Source organism: Rhodococcus sp. BUPNP1, from assembly GCF_002215235.1.
Classification (GTDB): Bacteria; Actinomycetota; Actinomycetes; order Mycobacteriales; family Mycobacteriaceae; genus Rhodococcus.
In genome coordinates, this window is the sequence record NZ_NERM01000016.1 from 82,498 (window position 1) to 96,103 (window position 13,606).

12 protein-coding genes are annotated in these 13,606 nt (G+C 68.5%); 6 read left to right on the plus strand and 6 right to left on the minus strand.

Annotated features, from left to right (window positions below):
* Positions 1–10 precede the first annotated feature (10 nt).
* Positions 11–1,324 carry a bifunctional o-acetylhomoserine/o-acetylserine sulfhydrylase gene (locus B9C99_RS17200; RefSeq protein WP_059382847.1) on the minus strand — a complete coding sequence of 438 codons (1,314 nt, stop codon included), beginning with the start codon at positions 1,322–1,324 and terminating at the stop codon, positions 11–13.
* A 468-nt stretch (positions 1,325–1,792) separates the two neighbouring features.
* On the opposite strand from B9C99_RS17200, the gene B9C99_RS17205 reads away from it, so the two are divergent.
* The gene (locus B9C99_RS17205; RefSeq protein WP_253250106.1) at positions 1,793–2,542 is read left to right on the plus strand and encodes an IclR family transcriptional regulator; all 750 of its coding nucleotides are present in this window, start codon (positions 1,793–1,795) and stop codon (positions 2,540–2,542) included.
* Positions 2,543–2,647: 105 nt separating this feature from the next.
* Here the strand turns inward: B9C99_RS17205 and B9C99_RS17210 are convergent, their stop codons facing one another.
* Positions 2,648–3,580, minus strand: a complete 933-nt coding sequence (locus B9C99_RS17210; protein ID WP_088898687.1) for a diiron oxygenase — start codon at positions 3,578–3,580, stop codon at positions 2,648–2,650.
* Between the two features lie 117 nt (positions 3,581–3,697).
* Positions 3,698–5,215: an MFS transporter gene (locus B9C99_RS17215; RefSeq protein WP_253250107.1), complete on the minus strand. Its 1,518-nt coding sequence runs from the start codon at positions 5,213–5,215 to the stop codon at positions 3,698–3,700.
* A 192-nt stretch (positions 5,216–5,407) separates the two neighbouring features.
* Between B9C99_RS17215 and B9C99_RS17220 the strand changes: the two genes are divergently transcribed.
* Positions 5,408–6,001, plus strand: coding sequence for a TetR/AcrR family transcriptional regulator (locus B9C99_RS17220; RefSeq protein WP_051033062.1), 594 nt, complete (start codon positions 5,408–5,410; stop codon positions 5,999–6,001).
* 10 nt (positions 6,002–6,011) lie between these two features.
* On the opposite strand, the gene B9C99_RS17225 is transcribed toward B9C99_RS17220, so the two are convergent.
* Positions 6,012–7,109: an adenylate/guanylate cyclase domain-containing protein gene (locus B9C99_RS17225; protein ID WP_026061565.1), complete on the minus strand. Its 1,098-nt coding sequence runs from the start codon at positions 7,107–7,109 to the stop codon at positions 6,012–6,014.
* A gap of 140 nt (positions 7,110–7,249) precedes the next feature.
* Here B9C99_RS17225 and B9C99_RS17230 point away from each other — a divergent pair, with 140 nt between their 5' ends.
* A complete protein-coding gene (locus B9C99_RS17230; RefSeq protein WP_172414986.1) occupies positions 7,250–8,086 on the plus strand; it encodes a DUF6319 family protein in 837 nt (278 codons plus the stop codon).
* A 48-nt stretch (positions 8,087–8,134) separates the two neighbouring features.
* On the plus strand, positions 8,135–8,797 hold the full coding sequence (locus B9C99_RS17235; RefSeq protein ID WP_172414987.1) for a serine protease: 663 nt from the start codon (positions 8,135–8,137) through the stop codon (positions 8,795–8,797).
* Between the two features lie 34 nt (positions 8,798–8,831).
* Here B9C99_RS17235 and ilvD read toward each other — a convergent pair whose 3' ends face one another.
* Positions 8,832–10,529, minus strand: a complete 1,698-nt coding sequence (ilvD, locus tag B9C99_RS17240; protein ID WP_016692427.1) for a dihydroxy-acid dehydratase — start codon at positions 10,527–10,529, stop codon at positions 8,832–8,834.
* Complete coding sequence (locus B9C99_RS17245) at positions 10,526–11,092, minus strand: TIGR03086 family metal-binding protein (RefSeq protein WP_059382852.1); 567 nt, start codon at positions 11,090–11,092, stop codon at positions 10,526–10,528. Before B9C99_RS17245 ends, ilvD begins: the two co-directional genes overlap by 4 nt.
* A 114-nt stretch (positions 11,093–11,206) precedes the next feature.
* On the opposite strand from B9C99_RS17245, the gene B9C99_RS17250 reads away from it, so the two are divergent.
* Entirely contained in the window at positions 11,207–12,211 is a 1,005-nt protein-coding gene (locus tag B9C99_RS17250) for an aldo/keto reductase (RefSeq protein ID WP_172414990.1), read from the plus strand.
* Between the two features lie 40 nt (positions 12,212–12,251).
* Positions 12,252–13,535: a nitrate/nitrite transporter gene (locus B9C99_RS17255; RefSeq protein ID WP_088898691.1), complete on the plus strand. Its 1,284-nt coding sequence runs from the start codon at positions 12,252–12,254 to the stop codon at positions 13,533–13,535.
* Positions 13,536–13,606: the final 71 nt, after the last annotated feature.

Here is a 13,606-nt window from a genome sequence, read left to right on the forward strand (position 1 = left end):
TCCTTCGGGGTCAGCTACCCGCAGCCTCGAGTCCGGTGGTGATGTCGGCGAGGATGTCGTCGATGTTCTCGATGCCCACGGCGAGTCGCACGAGACCCGGAGTGACACCCGCAGCGATCTGCTCCTCGCCGGTGAGCTGCGAGTGGGTCGTCGACGCGGGGTGGATGACCAGCGAGCGGACGTCGCCGATGTTCGCGACGTGACTGTGCAGGGTCAACGCGTTGACGAACCGCTTGCCGGCGTCGATGCCCCCGGAGAGCTCGAACACCACGATCGCGCCGGCACCACGCGGGGTGAGCTGCTGGGCGCGGTCGTACCACGGCGAGGACTTCAGGCCGGCGTAGGCGACGGAGGTGACCTCCGGGCGTCCCTCGAGGAACTCGGCGACCTTCTGTGCGTTCTCCACGTGCCGCTCGATGCGCAGGCTCAGCGTCTCGAGGCCCTGCGAGATGAGGAAGGCGTTGAACGGGGAGACCGCCGCGCCCATGTCGCGCAGCAGCTGTACGCGCGCCTTGAGCGCGTAGGCCGGCGCGCCGAGGTCGGCGAAGACGACACCGTGGTAGCTCGGGTCCGGGGTGGTGAAACCGGCGTGGCGGCCCTGCGTCCAGTCGAACGTGCCGCCGTCGACGATGACACCGGCGATGGCCGTGCCGTGGCCGCCGAGGTACTTGGTGGCCGAGTGCACGACGATGTCGGCGCCGTGCTCGAGCGGGCGGAGCAGGTAGGGGGTGGCGACCGTGTTGTCGACGATCAGCGGCAGCCCGTTCTCGTGGGCGACACCCGAGATGCCGGGCAGGTCGAGGATGTGGTTCTTCGGGTTGGCGATCGTCTCACCGAAGAACGCGCGGGTGTTGTCGCGGATGGCCTCGCGCCACTGGTCGAGGTTGTCGGGATCCTCGACGAAGGTGACCTCGATGCCGAGCTTGGGCAGGGTGTAGTGGAACAGGTTGTAGGTGCCGCCGTAGAGATACGGGCTCGACACGATGTGGTCGCCGGCCTGTGCCAGGTTGAGGATCGAGAAGGTCTCGGCGGCCTGGCCGGACGCGAGCAGGAGGGCGGCGACGCCACCTTCGAGGGCGGCGATGCGCTGCTCGACCGCGTCCTGGGTCGGGTTCATGATGCGGGTGTAGATGTTGCCCGGCTCGGCGAGACCGAACAGCGCCGCGGCGTGATCGGTGTTGTCGAAGGTGTAGCTGGTGGTCTGGTAGATGGGCAGGGCCCGGGCCTTCGTGTCACCGCCGGCGGGCTGGCCCACGTGGATCTGCTTGGTCTCGAAGCTCCAGTTCGCGCTGGGATCGGTTGTTTCAGGGGTGGTGTCGCTCATGGCTCTGCTCCGGATTCGGGATGTGTTCTGATCGTCGACGTGCTGACCTTCGGGCCCCGGCACACGACATCACCGTACGACGATGTCGAGGGGGCAGGAACGGGTGCGGCGGTCAGCGGGCCCGGCACCCGCGGATACACGAAAGTTGGGCACGACGGTGCGGCGACCGGCTCGCGCGCTCGTACGTCTTGCTCACGGTCCCGACAATAACCTGTCCGCACGATTCCGACCAGACTCATAGGAATTCACTCTCGTCGGGAAACTGACTCCGGAGTACCTACAGTCTGTGTGTACCCCTTCCGGTGTGACCGCTGTTACTGCTAACGTTCTGGAACAGATTCCAGTTTCATGAGGCGCGCAGGGTCGTGGCCAGGACTTTTGGAGGTGCAGTTGACCGCCGTCGACTCCGCGCTCGAGCCCGTCGGAACCTCGTCCAAGCGGGAACTTCCGCCATCGATGGTCGATCGGATGACCCTCATCCTGGAGGCATTCGACAGCCGCGGCGCCCTCACTCTCGAAGAGGTCACCTGCCGTTCCGGACTGCCTCGCTCGACCGTGCACCGCATCCTCGACCACCTCGTGCGTCGCGACTGGATCGAGCACGCATCCTTCGGTTACTGCCTCGGCCCGCGTGCTCTCGGCCTCGGTGGCAGCGACACGGGCCACCGCCGTATCCGTGAGGCCGCCGCGCCGCATCTCCACGACCTGGCGATGCAGACCGGCGCCGTCGTCCACCTGACGGTCCTCGAGGGCAACGAGGTGCTCTACCTCGACAAGGTCGGTGGGCAGCTCGCGTCGAGCGTGCCGTCGCGGGTCGGCGGGAGGTTCCCCGCCTACGCCACCGCGGCCGGCAAGTCCATCCTCGCGTGGCTCGAGCCCGAACGCATCGACGCGCTGTACGGCAAGCAGCTCGTGCCGTGCACCGAGCGCACCATCCGCGATCACGTCGCACTGCACCAGGAGCTCAACCGCATCCGCAAGCGTCGGGGCGTCGCGTTCGAACGTGAGGAGGCTGCGCGCGGCATCGGATGCGTCGGTGTCGCGCTCCGCGGCGTCGACGGCCCGGTTGCCGCCCTGTCGCTGGCGGCGGACGCCCGTTCGACCCGTCTGGAGTGGGTGGCGCCGATCGTCGCCGACACCGCTCGTAAGATCACGCGCACGCTGTTCCCGGAGCAGGAGCGCGACGACAGTCTGCAGGCCACCGAGAAGGTGGGCTGACGCCCTTCGGCTTTCGCCACGAACGGCTGTGCGCAGTTCTCGTTCGAATCTCTCGAGGAGATCGACGAGAACTGCGCACAGTTCGTTATGAGGCCGTAGGCCGTGTCAGAGCAGGTGGACCTTCTTGTAGAGGATCTTCGACGGTCCGCCGATGAGGCCGACGTTGTCTAGGAAGGTCATCAGCTTCGCGCCGGACTTGCGCACGCGATCGTGATAGTGCTTGTTGCCCTTCGCCTCTCGCAGGGCGCGCTCGCGGTCGAGGCCCGCATTGGCGTAGACGTCGGGGTGGATCATGCTCTTGACGACGAAGAACACCACGAGCGCGGTGTTGAAGCGCTCGATCGCCAGGCGTGCACGGCTCGCGCCGGAGAGTCGGCGTGCGACCTCCTCGCGCGCGAAGCGGATGTGCCGGGCCTCCTCGAGGACGTGGATCTTCGACACCGCGCGGGTGACGGGCTGGACCCGCTCGTCGCGCATGAAGTCACGCTGCATCATGTCGAGGATCTCCTCGGCCGCCATCACTGCCGCATAGGCGTTGGCGCCCTTGAAGAACCGGCCCCACAGGCGGCCGAGCTGGTGGATGTAGCGGGCCGGACCGTAGCCGGGCATGTTCAACCGTTCGCCGGCACGCGCGAACATCACCGAGTGGCGGCACTCGTCGGCGACCTCGGTGAGGGCGAACTGCACGTGGCGCGAATGCTTGTCGCGGTCGTAGACGTCGCGCAGGAGCATCTGCATGAGCAGGATCTCGAACCACAGGCCGACACTCGAGACGCTCGCGGCCTCGTGTTTGGTCAGCTCGATGCGCTGTTCGTCGGTCAGCTCGTCCCACAGCGCGGTGCCGTAGAGCGTGCTCCATTCGGGGGTCATGCCGAACTTGTCGTCGGGGACGGGGGCCTCCCAGTCCACCTCGACGACCGGGTCGTACGACTTGCGTGCGGACGAGGCGAGCAGTCGTCCGGCGGTTTCTTCGCGATCGGACAGTGCGACGCCGGGGATGAAGCCCTTGCTGGTCTCGCGGGTGAGCGATGCGGTCATGTCTCCACCTTTTTAGTGTGACGACTGGTAACTGTTATCCAGGTTAGCGTGATCACGCGCACAGCACAATGCCCGCGACCTGCGTCGCGGGCATCGAGAAAGAAAAGGAGGGGAGGGCTACGAGCGCCGGGGTGCCCAGAAGGCAGAGATCACCGCGCCGACCAGCAGGATCGCGGCGACCGCCCACGATGCCTGCTGCAATCCGTCGAGGAAGGCGTTCTGTGCGAGTTCGGCGAGTTGCTCGCCCTGCGGACCCGCCTGCTCGGCGACCTGTATCGCGGCGGCGAGCGAATCCTGTACGGCGGACCGGGCCGGTTCGGGGATCATCGGCGCCACCGGATCGATGCCGTGCCCGTAGGCTGCGGCCAGGACGCTGCCCGTGATCGCGACACCGATCGCCGCACCGATCTCGCGGGTCGCGTCGTTGACCGCCGACGCCACGCCCAACTGGTCCTCGGGAGTGTTGGTGACGATCGCGTGGGTCGCGGGAGCCGTACAGATACCGACGCCGACACCCGCGATGCTCAGCGCGAACGCCACCTCGACGTAGGTGGAGTCGGCGTCGAGCAGGCCCATGAGGATCAGGGCGACGCCGATCAGCGCCAAGCCGGCGCTGAGCAGGATTCGGATGCCCACCCGCGTCAGCAGTGCGGGCACGGCGAGCGACAGGCCCATGACGACGAGGAAGATCGGTGTCAGTGCCAGGGAGGCCCGCAGCGGCGAGTAGCCCAGCACGAGCTGCAGGTACTGCACGATGAGGAAGAACAGACCGAAACCCGCGAGATACTGGAACGACAACCCGGCCGCGCCCACACCGAACGCCCGCTGGCGGAACAACCGCACGTCCAGGAGCGGCGCCTTCGACCGGAGTTCGACAAGGACGAATCCGACTGCCGCCGCGAGGCCCGCGATCATCGATCCGAGCGTCAGCGCGTCCGCCCATCCACGATGCGGACCCTCCATCACCCCGAGGACGAACAGGCCCACGGCGAGGACGACGAGGATGCCGCCCCCGAAGTCGAACGGCAACGGCTGCGTCGAGCGCGACGACGCGATGGTGAACGAGAGGACGGCCAGCAGAATCGCGATGGCGGCGGAACCCCCGAAGATCACCCGCCACGACGCGTACTCGAGCACCAGTCCCGACAGAATCATGCCGAGCACGGCACCCGATCCGGCCACACCGGCCCAGATGCCGATGACACGTGCCCGATGAGCCTCGGCGAAACCTGCGGTGATCAGCGACAACGTCGACGGTATGACCAACGCCGCGCCGACACCTGCAACTGCGCGCGCCCCGATGATCCACAACGGTGCATCGGCGACCAGTGGCAACAGCGAACCGGCGGCGAAGACGATCAGGCCGACGATCATGACGCCGCGGCGACCGAGCCGATCGCCCAGCGCGCCGGCCGGGAGGAGCAGTGCCGCCAGTGCGAGGGTGTAGCCGTCGACGATCCACGTCAGCTGGGACTGCGTCGCGCCGGTGTCGACCGCGATGTCGGGCAGGGCCGTGTTGAGCGAGGCCATCGCCGCGATGACCACGGCGACGGCCGAGCACGCGACGGCGAGCAGCCGGATCTGGGCTCGCGTCATGCGAGGGGGTGCGGTGGTGGTCGCGGTGCTGTCTGACACGGGAGCCTTCCGGAGGGAGGGGAATGCCGGGACCAGAAACGAGACTGTCGGTATCGTAACTGAACCACCGGTCTCACACATGCTTCGCTCTCAGCGACTACAACTGGAAGCGTGAGCGTCGAACCCGAAGCAGAACCCCGCCGCGACGTCGAGACCCGGCCCGCCTCACCGCGCGACGAGGATCCGCGCCGCGTGCGTTCGCGCGCCCGACTGCTCGACGCCGCCACCACCCTCCTCGCGACCGGCGGTGCCGACGCCGTGACGATCGATGCGGTCACCGCCTCTGCCGGCGTCGCGCGGGCCACCCTCTACCGGCACTTCGCGAATGGAACCGAGCTGGTCGCCGCGGCCTTCGCGCGGCTCCTTCCACCGGCGCCCCCGGTCCCGGAAGACGGCGATCTCCGCAGCCGCCTCGTCGAATTGCTCGCCGCACAGGCACGCATCATCGAGGAGGCGCCCATCCCGTTGACGGCGATGTGCTGGATGGGACTCGGGCCGGGCCTCGGCGAACTCCCGAAGGAACCGGGGCGCAGCGAGCGGCCCGAACTGCAGTCGCTGCGCGAGATCCTCGTCGACCGCTACCGGTCGTCGTTCGACCGTGTGCTCGCCACCTCGGAGGCCCGCCGCGAACTCGGCGACTTCGACTACGACCTGGTGCTGGTCCAGTTGCTCGGACCGATCGTCTTCAACCGCCTCGCGACGCTCGCGCCCATCGACCGACGCGCGTGCGAGCACATCGTCGACGACTTCATCGCGGCGCGCAGAGCCCGCCGGACGGATCGTTAGGACAGGCCGGTCACAGACCCATGTCCTCGTCGCCGAGACCATCCGCGCCCACGGCCGCCTTCTTCTCCTCGCGCGGACGACGCAGGACGTACAGCCGCGAATGCTGGAAGTCCCGCAGCCGCAGGGTCCGCACGGTCTGGAAGTGGAACTCCTCGCAGTCGGCGAGCGCGTCGGCGAGGTTCTCGTCGACGAGGATCGTGCCCGGTCGTGCCGCGCCGGTGAGGCGGGCCGCGATGTTGACGACCGAACCGAACAGGTCGCCGAAGCGCGGCAACGCCTGACCCCACGCCAGTCCGATCCGCAGGTCCGGATAGTCCTTCTGGGACCCGAACGAATCCTGCAGTTCGAGGGCGATGCGCGCGGCGTCGACCGGACGTTCGGCCGCGAACATCACCTCGTCGCCGACGGTCTTGATCACCCAGCCGTTGTGCCGGGCAATGACGTCGGAGACCTCCGATTCGAAGTAGTCGAGCAGCTCGCTCAGCGCGGCCGCGTCGATCTGCCGGGTCAGCCGGGTGTAGCCGACCATGTCGGCGAAGCCGACGACCAGCTCGTGCAGCTCCCCGGAATCCTGCGGGCGCGCGGCGGCCCGGGCGGTCGTGGCCACCAGGTGCCGACGCCACATGTGGCTCTGCAGGCTCACCGCGAGCTCGGTCGTGCGATCGACGATGTGGTCGACCAGCGCGCGGATCTCCTCTTCCTGCGGGGGAGTCTCCGCTTCCTCGTAGGCGGAGGCCAGTTGCGTGAAGACGTGGGTGTTGAGCAGATTCAGCTGCCACTCGGTCAGCCGTGACATCGACTGCCCGATCGACCGGGCCGCGGGCACCTCGAGGCGTTCGTCGACCGCGCCGCTCGCGATGATGGCGGCCGTCGCGCGCAGGGCCTCGACGTCGCCGTCGGTGAACATCACGACGTCGGGATCGGGATCGACGGTCAGACCGAGCGCCTGCCACAGCCGTCGCACGCGCGCAGGTGCGAGCCCGCACAACTCCGCCACCTCGTTCAGGGTGTAGCGAAGAGGACCACCGAGCAGCGCGTTCTCCAGCTGTGACTGGATCACGGACAGCACGTCGGTTCCTGATGCGGGTGCCGGATCGGACGGGGTCACGCATCCATCCTTACCGTGCGCGGGGCCCGTGTGCGCGGCAGGCCATGTCGAACAGGTGTGCAGGCGTGTCGTACGGATGTGCGACAGTGACCGTCATCGAAGCCCTGCCGACCCGTCGGCGAACCGAGAAAGGACGTCGCATGTCGCCCCGCAGACGCGCGGACCACCTGACGGAGGAACAACTCGGAGAGCTCGGTGCTGCTCTCGCCGAGGGGCGCCGCGCGACCGTCTACCTCGTCGAGGGCATCCCGAGTCTCGGCATCGACCCGGGGACGTCGGCGCGGGTGGTGTCGATCAGCGGCAGCACCGTGATGGTGCGGCCGAAGGGCGTCGACGACGAGTTGCCGTTCGAGACCGACGAACTGCGCGCCACCCGGGAGCCGGCCGGAACCAAGCGCGCACCGGCGAAGGCCGCGCGCACGTCCGGTAGTGCGAAGCCCGCTCCGGCGAAGGCTGCACCTGCGAAGGCTGCACCTGTGCAACCCGCGACCCCGCGGGCTACCGCATCCAAGCCTGCTACCCCGAAGCCTGCTACCCCGAAGTCCGAGAGCCCAGCGGCCGCTGCGGTTCCCCGCGCCCAGGAGAAGAAGCCCGTGACCCAGACGACCTCCGCTTCGTCCGACGCTCCCGCCTCCCGGCCGCCGGCACCGGCGAAGCCGAAGGCCCCGGCCCGCAAGGCGAAGAAGGCGCCGTCGATCACGATCACCGTCACGATCGACCCGGAGAACGAGTGGACGGTAGGGGTCGCGCACGGCACCCGCAAGGTCGGCAAGCCAGCGCCGGTCGCCCCCGACGCCGTCGAACGCGCGGTGAAGGAACTCGGTGATCCCACGGCCACCGAGGCCGTCCAGTCGGTGATCGAGGAGGCGCGTCGCGCGGCCGAGGACCGGGTCGCGCAGCTCAGCCGCGAACTCGAGGAGGCCCGTCAAGCTCTGGAAAGCTTGGGCGCAACCCGGAAATCCGGCGGAAACCTCTAGTACGCTCAGCCCGACGGCTGCCGGACGGCGCAGCGCAGGAGGGCCCCCATGTTCAGAAAACTGGTTGTTGCAATCGCGAGCGCTGTCGCGCTGGTCGGAGCAGGTTCCGGGGTGGCCGTCGCGGCGCCTCCGGTCACCCTCGGCGGCGGTTCGGGAATCACGCTCGGAGACAACGGGCAGGACATCTTCGACTGCACACTCACCACGATCGGCAACGACGCCGCCGGTCGCCTGGTGGGTCTCACCGCCGCGCACTGCGGCTCTCCGGGCATGACGGTGAAGGCCGAATACGACCTCGCTGCCGGTTCGGTGGGTCGCATCGTGTCGACCAACGAGCGGCTCGACTACGCCGTCATCGAGTTCGACCGGGGCAAGGTGGTTCCCGTCAACCGCGTCGGCGACGTGACGATCACGGGCCTCGGCGCCCCCGCGGGCTTCCCGAACATCGCCTGCAAGGAAGGTCGCACGACGGGCAACACCTGCGGCATCGTCTGGGGCGACGTGTTCGGCTCGCAGGAGACGTGGACCCAGGTGTGCGTCATCGAAGGCGACTCGGGCGCACCGCTCGTGGTGGGCACGACGCTCGTCGCGATGGTCAACGCCTACCTGCTCGCGCCGTGCGTCGGTCCCGAGGTCGGAACGAACATCGACGTGATCATGGCCGACATCAACGGTCGGGGCGGGCCGGGCGCAGGTTTCCGTCCGATCTAGCAGCACCCCCGGAGCGCGAGGGTTCACCCGACCTTCATCCGCACACCGCACCGTTCGATGCGGAACCGACCAGCTTCGTGTACTTCGCCAGTACACCTCGGGTGTAGCGCGGCGGCAGTGGCTCCCAGCCCTGCCGCCGCGTTTCCATGTCCTTCTCGTCGACCAGCACGTCGAGCAGGCCGTTCGAGACGTCGAGACGGATGCGGTCGCCGTCGCGGACGAACGCGATGGGACCGCCGTCGACGGCCTCCGGGGCGACGTGCCCGACACACAACCCGGTGGTGCCACCGGAGAACCGTCCGTCGGTGAGCAGCAGGACGTCCTTGCCGAGACCGGCGCCCTTGATTGCGCCCGTGATCGCGAGCATCTCGCGCATGCCCGGACCGCCTTTGGGGCCCTCGTAGCGGATGACCACCACGTCGCCGGCGGTGATGGTGCCGTCCTCGAGCGCATCCATCGCGGCCCGTTCGCGTTCGAAGACCCGCGCCGTTCCCTCGAAGACCGACTCGTCGAAGCCCGCGGACTTCACGACCGCTCCACCGGGAGCGAGGCTGCCGCGGAGGATCGTGATGCCGCCGGTGGGATGGATGGGATCGCTCAGGGCGCGCAGCACCTTGCCGTCGGGGTCCGGGGGAGCGATGCCGGAGAGGTTCTCCGCGACGGTCTTCCCCGTGACGGTGAGGCAGTCGCCGTGCAGCAGACCCGCGTCGAGCAGTGCCTTCATGATGACCGGGACGCCGCCGATGTGGTCGACGTCCTTCATCACGTGCCGGCCGAACGGTTTGACGTCGGCGAGGTGCGGCACCCGCGCGCCCACCCGGACGAAGTCGTCGAGGCTCAGATCCACCTGCGCCTCGTGCGCGATCGCGAGCAGGTGGAGCACGGCGTTCGTGGACCCACCGAAGGCCATGACCACCGAGATGGCGTTCTCGAATGCTTCCTTGGTGAGGATGTCGGACGCGGTGATGCCGCGCTTCAGCATCTCGACCACCGCCTGCCCGCTGCGCCGCGCGAAACCGTCGCGGCGACGATCCGTCGCGGGTGGTGACGCGCTCCCCGGCAGCGACATGCCGAGCGCTTCGGCCGAGGCGGCCATCGTGTTGGCGGTGTACATGCCGCCGCAGGCACCCTCGCCGGGGCAGATGGCGCGTTCGATCGCGTCGAGGTCGGTCTCGGACATCAGGCCGCGCGCGCACGCCCCGACCGCCTCGAAGGCGTCGATGATCGTCACGTCGCGTTCGGTGCCGTCGGACAGTTTCGCGATGCCCGGCAGGATCGACCCGGCATACAGGAAGACGGCGGCGAGATCGAGGCGGGCCGCGGCCATGAGCATCCCCGGCAGGGACTTGTCGCATCCCGCGAGCAGCACCGACCCGTCGAGTCGCTCGGCCTGCATCACCGTCTCGACGCTGTCGGCGATGACCTCCCGCGACACCAGGGAGAAGTGCATGCCTTCGTGTCCCATCGAGATCCCGTCGGACACGGAGATGGTGCCGAACTCGAGCGGGTAGCCGCCTGCGGCGTGCACGCCCTCCTTCACCGAGCGCGCGAGTCGTTCGAGCGGGAGGTTGCAGGGCGTGATCTCGTTCCACGACGATGCCACGCCGATCTGCGGCTTGCCCCAGTCGTCGTCGCCCATGCCCACTGCGCGGAGCATGCCGCGCGAGGCGGCCTTCTCCATGCCGTCGGTGACGTCGCGGCTGCGGGGCTTGATATCGGGTCGGTCCGTCATGACGTCTTCCTGGGGTCGCGGCCTGTGAGGGCGATGAGTCGGTCCTGTGGGGACGCGTCGTCGGGAACCGGGACGGGATCGGCGAACAGACCGCTCGAGGCGAGCATGTCCTTCTGCGGTTCGACGTCGGCGAGCACGGCGTCGACGAGTTCGGCGTCGAGGGTCTCGTCGGCTCCGATGGCCCGGGCGAGATCCCAGGTGTGCACGGTGATGTCCGCGATCTGCTGCTTCATGTAGTCGAGGCACGGGACGGTGCCGTAGGACAGGTGGACCTCCTGAGCCGGTGACGCCATCGCCCACGCGGCGGTCGCCTGCTCGGCGAAGCGTGCCCATTCGGCGGCGAGGTCGTCCCCGATCGGTTCGAGCGCGGCCTTCGCGTCGTCGAGGGAACGGCCGGAGAGCAGAGGCTGGATCCAGCGCTGTTCGTCGACCATGTGCCACACCAGATCGGTGACGTCCCACTCGGTGTCCGGGGTGGGAGCGTGCCAGTCGCGGATCTGCGCGACACGGTCGTCGAACTCGCGACGTGCGGTTCGTTGCAGGGAGAGCCAGTCGGTCGCCATGGATCTCAGCCTAGGGCGCGGGCTGCTCGGATCACGGCGATTTCGACTCCTGCGATCATGCGCGGGATGCGGGACGATCGGGAGTCGCACCGTGTCGTCGTCGAGGAGAAGTACATGCCTGTCCCCACCGTCCAGCTCGCGCCCGGTCTCGTCGTCAGCGCCCAGGGCTACGGCGCGATGTCCGTCGCCCCCGCCTACGGCGAAGTGAATCTCGACGAGGCGCTCGCGACCCTGCACCACGCCGTGGATCTGGGCATCGCCTTCATCGACACCGCCGACGTCTACGGCGACGGCACGAGCGAGAAGGTGGTCGGCAAGCTGCTCGCCGAACGGCGGGACGAGGTGCAGCTGGCGACGAAGTTCGGTCTCGTCGGCGCGGTCGGCGGGAAGGGCACCGCCAACCGACGCATCAACGGCCGTCCCGAGTACGCGAAGCAGGCCATCGACGAGTCGCTCGGGCGTCTCGGCGTCGACCATGTCGACCTGTACTACCTGCACCGTGTCGATCCGAAGGTGCCGGTCGAGGAGACGGTCGGTGCCCTCGCCGAACTCGTGCAGGCCGGCAAGGTGCGGCACATCGGACTGTCGGAGGCCACCGGCGACGAGCTGCGTCGCGCGCACGCCGTCCACCCGATCGCGGCGATCCAGTCGGAGTGGAGCATCGTCTCGCGCGACGTCGAACGGCACGTGGTGCCCACCGCCGCCGAACTCGGCATCGGCTTCGTGCCGTACTCGCCGGTGAGCCGGGGACTGCTCACCGATGCCTTCGAGCCCGATCAGGTTGCCGAGAACGACCTGCGCAAGCGCTTTCCGCGCTTCGACGCCGAGTCCCTGCCGACCAACCTCGCGGTGCGCGAGGAAGTGCGGGCAGTCGCGAAGGAAACGGACGCGACGATCGCGCAGATCGCCCTGGCATGGCTGGATGCGAAGGGTCGCGAGTTCGGGTTGCCGTCGGTGTCGATCCCCGGCACCCGCTACGCGAGTCGCGTGACCGAGAACGCCGGTGCACTCGACGTGACGCTCACCGACGAGCAGGTCGCGCGGCTGGATCGGCTCGCCGACAAGGTCGCCGGTCCGCGTGCGGCCGACCCGACGTGGGTGTCGCTCGGACGTGAGTAATTAGCACCGTTAACAGACCGGCGCGTATCGTCCTTGTGACATGAGGGCATGGCTGGTCTGGGGTGTCGGAGTCTTCGCCTACATCGTCGCCGTCCTCCATCGGACGGCGTTCGGTGTCTCCGGACTCGCCGCCACCGAACGCTTCGAGATCTCGCCGTCGGTGCTGTCCGGCTTCGTCGTCCTGCAGCTCATCGTCTACGCGGGGATGCAGATCCCGGCCGGTGTGCTGCTCGACAGGTTCGGTTCGCGACGGATGATCGCGACCGGCGCCGTGATCCTCGCCGTCGGTCAGGCGATCCTCGCCGTCACCGAGTCACTGCCGGTCGCGTACCTGGCCCGAGTGCTGGTCGGTGTCGGTGACGCCCTGACGTTCATCTCGGTGCTGCGGCTCGTGCCGGTGTGGTTCGCGCCGCGCCGGGTGCCCGTCGTCTCGCAGCTGACGGGCATCTTCGGCCAGCTCGGCCAGGTGCTGTCGGCGGTGCCGTTCGTCCTGCTGCTCACCGGCACGGGATGGACGGCTGCCTACGGCAGCGCTGCGGCGCTCGGCTTGTTCGCGTGCGTGCTGGTGTTCGCGGTCGTGCGCGACACCCCGCCCGGTGAGACGCGCGAGGCCACCGCGTCGGGGCTGCGGGAGGTGATCGGCGGACTCGGCACGGTGTGGCGGCGCCCCGGCACCAAGCTCGGCTTCTTCACCCACATGGGCACGCAGTTCTCGGTGACGACCTTCGCGCTCATGTGGGGCGTGCCGTATCTGGTCTCCGCGCAGGGCCTGTCACCCGCGGCGGCCGGCTCGATGCTGACCGTCTCGGTGGTCACCGCCATCTCCGCCGGACCGATCCTCGGCGTGTTGTCGGGACGCTTCCCGACCAGACGTTCGTGGCTCGTGCTCATGATCATCCTCGCCAGCGCAGTGACGTGGTCGGCGGTGCTCGCCCTGCCCGGACCCGCACCGCTGTGGCTGCTCGTGGTGCTCGTCGTCGTCATCTCGGTGGGCGGGCCGGGGTCGATGATCGGCTTCGACTATGCCCGCACCTTCAATCCCGGGACCGCGCTCGGCACGGCCAACGGCATCGTCAACATCGGTGGCTTCCTCGCGACACTGCTGGTCGTGCAGACGATGGGCATCGTGCTCGACCGGCTCGGCGGCTACACCTTCGACGCCTTCCGCGTCGCGTGGTTCGCGCAGTACCCGATCTGGGTGATCGCCCTGATCGGGGTACTGGTGACGCGCGGTCGAGCCCGCCGCGAGGCCGGCATCGAAGCGCGTTCGCTCCGGGCCGTCGTGGTCGACCGGCTCGGTCGCGGCAAGCGTGAGTCCCGCTGAGACCCGAAGTGCTATTTAACGATCGCTAGAAGTTCTATCATCGGGCGCTGAACGACCGACAGCGAACCGAG

What these genes read in the sequence shown, in the direction of transcription:
- ilvD (WP_016692427.1), bottom strand. Translation starts at nt 10,529, where the DNA reads ATGACGGACCGACCCGATATCAAGCCCCGCAGCCGCGACGTCACCGAC.
- B9C99_RS17230 (WP_172414986.1), top strand. Translation starts at nt 7,250, where the DNA reads ATGTCGCCCCGCAGACGCGCGGACCACCTGACGGAGGAACAACTCGGA.
- B9C99_RS17250 (WP_172414990.1), top strand. Translation starts at nt 11,207, where the DNA reads ATGCCTGTCCCCACCGTCCAGCTCGCGCCCGGTCTCGTCGTCAGCGCC.
- B9C99_RS17255 (WP_088898691.1), top strand. Translation starts at nt 12,252, where the DNA reads ATGAGGGCATGGCTGGTCTGGGGTGTCGGAGTCTTCGCCTACATCGTC.
- B9C99_RS17200 (WP_059382847.1), bottom strand. Translation starts at nt 1,324, where the DNA reads ATGAGCGACACCACCCCTGAAACAACCGATCCCAGCGCGAACTGGAGC.
- B9C99_RS17245 (WP_059382852.1), bottom strand. Translation starts at nt 11,092, where the DNA reads ATGGCGACCGACTGGCTCTCCCTGCAACGAACCGCACGTCGCGAGTTC.
- B9C99_RS17235 (WP_172414987.1), top strand. Translation starts at nt 8,135, where the DNA reads ATGTTCAGAAAACTGGTTGTTGCAATCGCGAGCGCTGTCGCGCTGGTC.
- B9C99_RS17210 (WP_088898687.1), bottom strand. Translation starts at nt 3,580, where the DNA reads ATGACCGCATCGCTCACCCGCGAGACCAGCAAGGGCTTCATCCCCGGC.
- B9C99_RS17205 (WP_253250106.1), top strand. Translation starts at nt 1,793, where the DNA reads ATGACCCTCATCCTGGAGGCATTCGACAGCCGCGGCGCCCTCACTCTC.